A 5,667-nucleotide genomic window follows, 5' to 3' on the forward strand; every position below is an offset into this window, starting at 1 on the left:
AAACAACAAAAGCCGTGCTAGAAGCACGGGGTTTTAAACCCAATTTTTTGATAAAATTAGAGAGAGGAAACCGGTGCCTAACCCCTGGCGGAAAAATGAAGTTGCTCAAATCATCCCTAAAAACAACCCTGATTTACGGGGGAAAGCCGGCTGTTGGGCTATCATAACCGAGGTAAATGACTTTTCTTGTACTGTACAGTTATATGACGGGGAATATCAGGCAAAACTTGAGAATCTTAAGGGGTTAGATTATTCCAATGAACAGCAGGAGATGGTTAGGGGATTATGCGATAGATTGACTAAATTGTATGACTCAGAGATGGAGGAAACCGCTAAGGCTGTGTTGAGTAGTTTGGGGAGAATTGATAGACCTTGGTTAACTGAGTTAGAAGAGGGGTTGCTACAATTCCTTGAGGAGAAGATTGTTTGATAAAAGCGATTGCAAGGCTAGAGACCTTCGGTATCGCTGATGAATCATCGAAACACAGTTGTTATAAAATACTTATTTTATAACAATTTCTATTTGACAAAAAATGCCACGACAAAAGCGTCAATTAAAGCCTAATTTTTGTTACCATGTCACTACACGATGTAATAGTAGAGAGTTTAGGTTAATTCGTAGAGAATGTAAAGAAGTTCTCCTATTCGTCTTGAGAAAAGCCATAGAAAAGTTTAATTTTAAACTTTATGGACTATGTATTATGAGCAACCACGTTCACTACCTTTTGGAACCAAAAGAACCACAAGACTTACCCAAGATAATGCAATGGCTAAATTGGTATAGTGCCATGTGCTTCAACAGAATGCTCAAGCGTTGTGGACATTTCTGGGAAAAGAGGTATCATAGTACAGGCTTTGAAAAAAGCGACTATCGCCGTGCATTAAATACTCTCAGATATATCCATGCAAATCCAAAAACCGCAAAAATACAAGTCGGTTTCTTTTATGACTTTTCTAACTATGGTACTCATGAAAGATTAGAAGACGATGGACTTACTGAATGGCATCCTGCTTTTCTTAATTTGGGGGATAGTTTAGGAGAGTGCGCTCAAAAATATAAAGGCTTCTGTAAGAAGTATAAGCCCAAAGCAAAGCCAGAAAAACGATATTTCTGGGGGAGTCAAATGTTGCCTAAATTGACAACTAAGAAGAAAAAGAAGAAAAGGAAGAAAGAGGCTGACTCAGAGAAAGAGCAAGTAGCTGAACAGCAAAAAGAATCTTGGGCTATTCCGAGTGATGAAGTCAGGGAAGTTTCTCAGAAATTCATCGTGGCTAACTGCTACGACAAGAAGTATGTAGCTGAGTTTTTAAATTCTGAAACAAAAAGTTACGCATAAATTGAGATTTGCGTTCGTTTTATATTTTCTCGTAAGGGGAGTACCAGGTATGGAATAGCTGAAAACCTAATAAGCTCGTAAAATCCTTTTATTTATTCGGAGTTTAAAAAACTGCGAAAGTCTTTATATGTTACAATTCACAAGCACTTGTGAGAGAGAAGAAATCCACCCAAACTCTATGATGCCATGAATGCTACCCCCCATCTATCCACTCCGATGGGAGGTGTCCTCCCTCTGAATCCTCCCCTCCACCACCCCACCAACCCCAACCCCCCACTTCTCCACTCCACTCCGATGGATGGGAGGTGTCCCCTCTGAGACTTTTGAGGAGAGTCTTCTGACCAGTTCAAGTCGCTGTAGCTTATCCATCCTTTTTCTCCATACCATCCTACTTCTACAATGAACTTCTTATAAGCATCGGAGTTATATTGAGGTGAGTTATTGTTCAATCTTGCATAAATTTTCCATTGCTCTTTAAAGCTAAACTTTCCCCCCGAGTGATCATACCAAAGATTGTCTATGCGCTTAAAATCATTACAAGAAGTATCACGCCAGTTCCAATCTCTATCTATCTTCTTGCTTTGGGCTGAATAGTAGACAGCATTCCAGGTTATCTTATCTGCCTGTTTCCAATTCTTTTGTTCTAACAACGTTTCTAGTTGCTTAATATAGTGTTGAGTCCGTTGTTTGTAATGTTCCAATAGAGAAGCTTCGACGATTTGACCAGAAGATTCAGGAGCGGGTTTTTCGATTAATTTCTCATGAACATCTACGATCATATCTTCGGAGAAAATGTTGTAAGAAGATTGATAGGGATTGTATTGACTATCTTCTAACATAGAAAAAGCGTCATTGTAATACTTGAACGATTGGTCTGACTGTCCTTGTGCCAGCTTTAAGTCTCCCTTGACCTTTTTTAACAAGAGCCTTATTGGCAGCAATGCTTCATCTTCTATTTCTGTTTCTAGTAAATGAACTAAACTAAAACTTTTATTGAGCGCACTCTTAGCTAACTCTAAATCTTCAAGATAGACATAAGCTAATGCTTGTATTGCCAATCTTAAAGCGACTTTTGTGCTGGCATTTTTGATTTTTGGTAATTGTTCCAGAAGATTAGTGATTTCCTGCCTCTCAAACGGTTCTAGTTGTTGCGCTAATGTGTTCAGTTGTTCGACAGGGACAATATACTGTTCTATTTTTTGTAATTCTAATTTAGCTTGTTGAAGTTCCTCTTTAGCTCTCCATGCTAGTGTTCCAAAAACAGCCGATAATAATACGGCTATTCCTAAAATAATACTGCCAAGAAAAATCACTTTTCGTTTAACATCAGCTTCTCTTTGCCTAGCACGACTAGCCCCCAGAAAATCTTGATCTTCACCGCCTAAATTCTTCCCCGATGCCCATGTTTCAGCTTCTTTCAAAGCTTGACCTTGTAATAACCGAGATTCATCGGTTTTCCCTGAATGTAACCAAGCTCGGTAACTTTCAGAGTAAGGGCGTAGTTTATTTAGCTCTGTATCAAGCCAAAACTCATTGAAAACTTTGGCATATATAGGATTATAAACTTGAATAAAATCACCTTTTTTTACTACTAATCCTGATAATTTTAATTCTGTTTCTTCTGAGCTATTATTAATTAGTACCTTTTCATCTTTTAAAACTTTTCGATATAATTCTAATAAATATCCTGCTTTTTGTTCATTATCTAAAATTCGATTTTTAATAGTTCTTAAGTGTTCTTGTTCATCTTGAGCCTCCCAATTATCAATAATCATCCGTTGAACGATTTGGGAAACATCGGGAGTAGGGTTCTTTTCCTTAACCACTAAACCACAGAGACGTTGGGTTAAAAAGGGTTGTCCCCCTGTCCAATATAAGATATCAGACATGACAGATTCAGGGTAAATAACTTTCCCCTCTAACCCTTTAATTAATGCCCCAACTTCTTCTAAACGAAAGCCTTGTAATTGAATGGCTACCCCGATATTAAAAGGAGTTATGATTTTATCATTGATTAAATCTGCTGGGGTTGCTACTCCCAATAAACAGAAGGTTAGTCGATTATATTTAGGTTTATTGGCTCTGGCATTGTAACACGCTCTAATTAAAGCAAAAAAGTCATCACTCTTAAAAGGAAGAGTTTTCACAAAATCTATTTCGTCTATAAAAATAACCACTTTTTCATAGTCATCAGGAACCGAATTGATAACAATTTTTTCCAAAAATTGACTAAATCGTTGTGGTGGAGAAAGAGACTCTTTTTCTTCCCACCAATCTTCCCAGTCTATCTCCCAATAAGAAGATAAATTATCTGCTAATAAATAAGCTAGTCCTTCATACCATTCTTCTACTGAAGCTCGTCCAATAGCGGTTAAATCGATAGCAACACTGGCTATGTTAACCTTATTTAACTTCTTAAATGTTTGCACCCATAAACTTGATTTTCCCATTTGTCGAGAATTTAAGACATAACAAAAATCCCCATTTTGTAATTTCTCAAAAAGTTCTGCATCTGCTTCTCTCTCCACATAACTAGGATGATTAGTCGGTAAAGTTCCTCCAGACTGAAAATCGTAATTAGTCAAAGAATCGTCCCTCATTATTTTATCTCCTTAAGTTGTTCAATATGTGAACGAAAATAATCTTGATATAATTTATATCGGGGATAGACTAGATTCTCATGTTTCCCAATTAATCCTAAACTCTCTAACTTAAATATAAGAGCCTGTGACAAAGAAGTAGGAACATCAGACATCATTATTTTTTGCAAAGCTAATGCCAAGTCCGCCTCTGACTCTAAGATTTTCCAATAGCTTTGAAAATGTTGATAATAGATTCCTTCATCGGTTGGGATCTTGACGAGCATTTCTGAAAAGGGTTTCTCAGGATATGTAGCTAAATAATTAATCGCTTCATGGATTAAATAAGGATGTCCCCCTACTAACTCCATTAAACAGCCAATGTCTTCGTTTGATAAATTCAAGCCATAACTACTAACTAAGTCTTTAATTTGTTCAGAGGTAAATTCTGATAATTTAATTTCTTTTCCTACATTAAAGGGTGATTGGTACATCCCTAAATTTGGTAAATCTTCTGTGGAATAAACCAGAATTAAGCGCAGTTTTTGCCAGTTTGGTAAGGTTTGTGCATTTCCATACCAAGACCGTAGCATTCCGAAAAAATCTAATGAAGTTTCCTGATATTTTTCTTCAAATAACCTGTCTATATTATCGATAGCAATGATTAAGTTTCCTTCAACTGATTTAAGTATCTCTTTTTCAAAATAAGCTCGACATTTCAAAGTTTTTGCTCTTTTCTTCTGCCAAAACTCATCTAGTTTATCAGGTAAATCTAAAGCTAAACTCAGGGAACTACAAAAATATTGTAAGAGTTCATCCAAGTCAGCGACAACACCAGATTCAGGTTCATTGAAATCAAAAACTATCCCTGTATATTCTTGAGATTGACTCATTCTTTCAAACAGCCAATTCATTAAATGGGTTTTTCCCATTCTTTTCGGAGCTTTAAGTCTAATCAATCCCCCAGGTCTGCTAAGTTCTTGATGACATTGTTCTTCAATGGGGGGTCTTTCTATGTAGTGATTTGATTGTTGACAATTCTTGAATATTTTTTCTTCCTGCTTTTCTAACTCTTGAATCTTTTGCTTACATTCCTGAATCTTCTTTTTCAGTTGAAATTTCTGCTCAGGGTCAGAAGCGATCGCTTCTTCTTTGCGATACATTGTTAACTTCTGAGTCCACAATTGTAAGGCTTCTGTATTCCCATCGTTAGCGGTTGGTGTTGGTGGGGGAGAGTAATAGTTATTAACCGTCTTATTTCCTGCTATATTGTCCCCTGACCCTTGATGGTCTTGTACAATGCTAGGCTGTGACTTTGCTTGACTGGTGGCTGTATTCTGCGGTCTGGTTCCCTGACTCCCAAACCGATGCTCAATGGACTTCATTAACTTCTCAAAGCCATTAGGCTTACCATAGTCTAACCATTGTAAATCCCTGAGATTCAAGCCATATTCGCTTTGTCTCAGTTCTGGTATCTGACAATCATCGAATTTCAGGGGGATAAAGTAGATAGTTCCTTGTGGTAACTCGGCCATCATCTCCATCGCCATTCTGAACTCTTCTTGGATATACCCTCGTTTACTGATGGAAGTTGACGATAAGCAAGCGATGAACATATCACTCTTTTTCAACGCCTTGGGAATCTCATCCCTCCAATTCTGTCCTGGCAGTAAATCCTCCTCATCAAACCACGGTTTATAAGTACCTAAGCAAAATTAATTGTATAGTTTGAGCCAAAGTGTTTGAGAATA

At 37.3% G+C, this 5,667-nt stretch carries 4 protein-coding genes and 1 pseudogene; 2 read left to right on the forward strand and 3 right to left on the reverse strand.

Features of this window, described 5'->3' with window-relative positions:
* Positions 1 to 73: 73 nt before the first annotated feature.
* On the forward strand, positions 74 to 430 hold the full coding sequence (locus P9B04_RS13145) for a hypothetical protein (RefSeq protein ID WP_342055445.1): 357 nt from the start codon (positions 74 to 76) through the stop codon (positions 428 to 430).
* Positions 431 to 533: 103 nt separating this feature from the next.
* Positions 534 to 1,337, forward strand: coding sequence for a transposase (locus tag P9B04_RS13150; protein ID WP_342055446.1), 804 nt, complete (start codon positions 534 to 536; stop codon positions 1,335 to 1,337).
* A gap of 176 nt (positions 1,338 to 1,513) precedes the next feature.
* Here the strand turns inward: P9B04_RS13150 and P9B04_RS13155 are convergent, their stop codons facing one another.
* The 3 genes and pseudogenes from P9B04_RS13155 to P9B04_RS13165 all read right to left on the reverse strand — a co-directional run.
* Complete coding sequence (locus tag P9B04_RS13155; RefSeq protein ID WP_342055447.1) at positions 1,514 to 3,937, reverse strand: AAA-like domain-containing protein; 2,424 nt, start codon at positions 3,935 to 3,937, stop codon at positions 1,514 to 1,516.
* Positions 3,937 to 5,301, reverse strand: a complete 1,365-nt coding sequence (locus P9B04_RS13160) for an AAA-like domain-containing protein (RefSeq protein WP_342055448.1) — start codon at positions 5,299 to 5,301, stop codon at positions 3,937 to 3,939. Before P9B04_RS13160 ends, P9B04_RS13155 begins: the two co-directional genes overlap by 1 nt.
* A gap of 12 nt (positions 5,302 to 5,313) precedes the next feature.
* A pseudogene (locus P9B04_RS13165) lies at positions 5,314 to 5,604 on the reverse strand (toll/interleukin-1 receptor domain-containing protein); the annotation flags it as partial.
* Positions 5,605 to 5,667: the final 63 nt, after the last annotated feature.

The organism is Crocosphaera sp. Alani8 (assembly GCF_038442745.1).
GTDB lineage: Bacteria > Cyanobacteriota > Cyanobacteriia > Cyanobacteriales > Microcystaceae > Crocosphaera.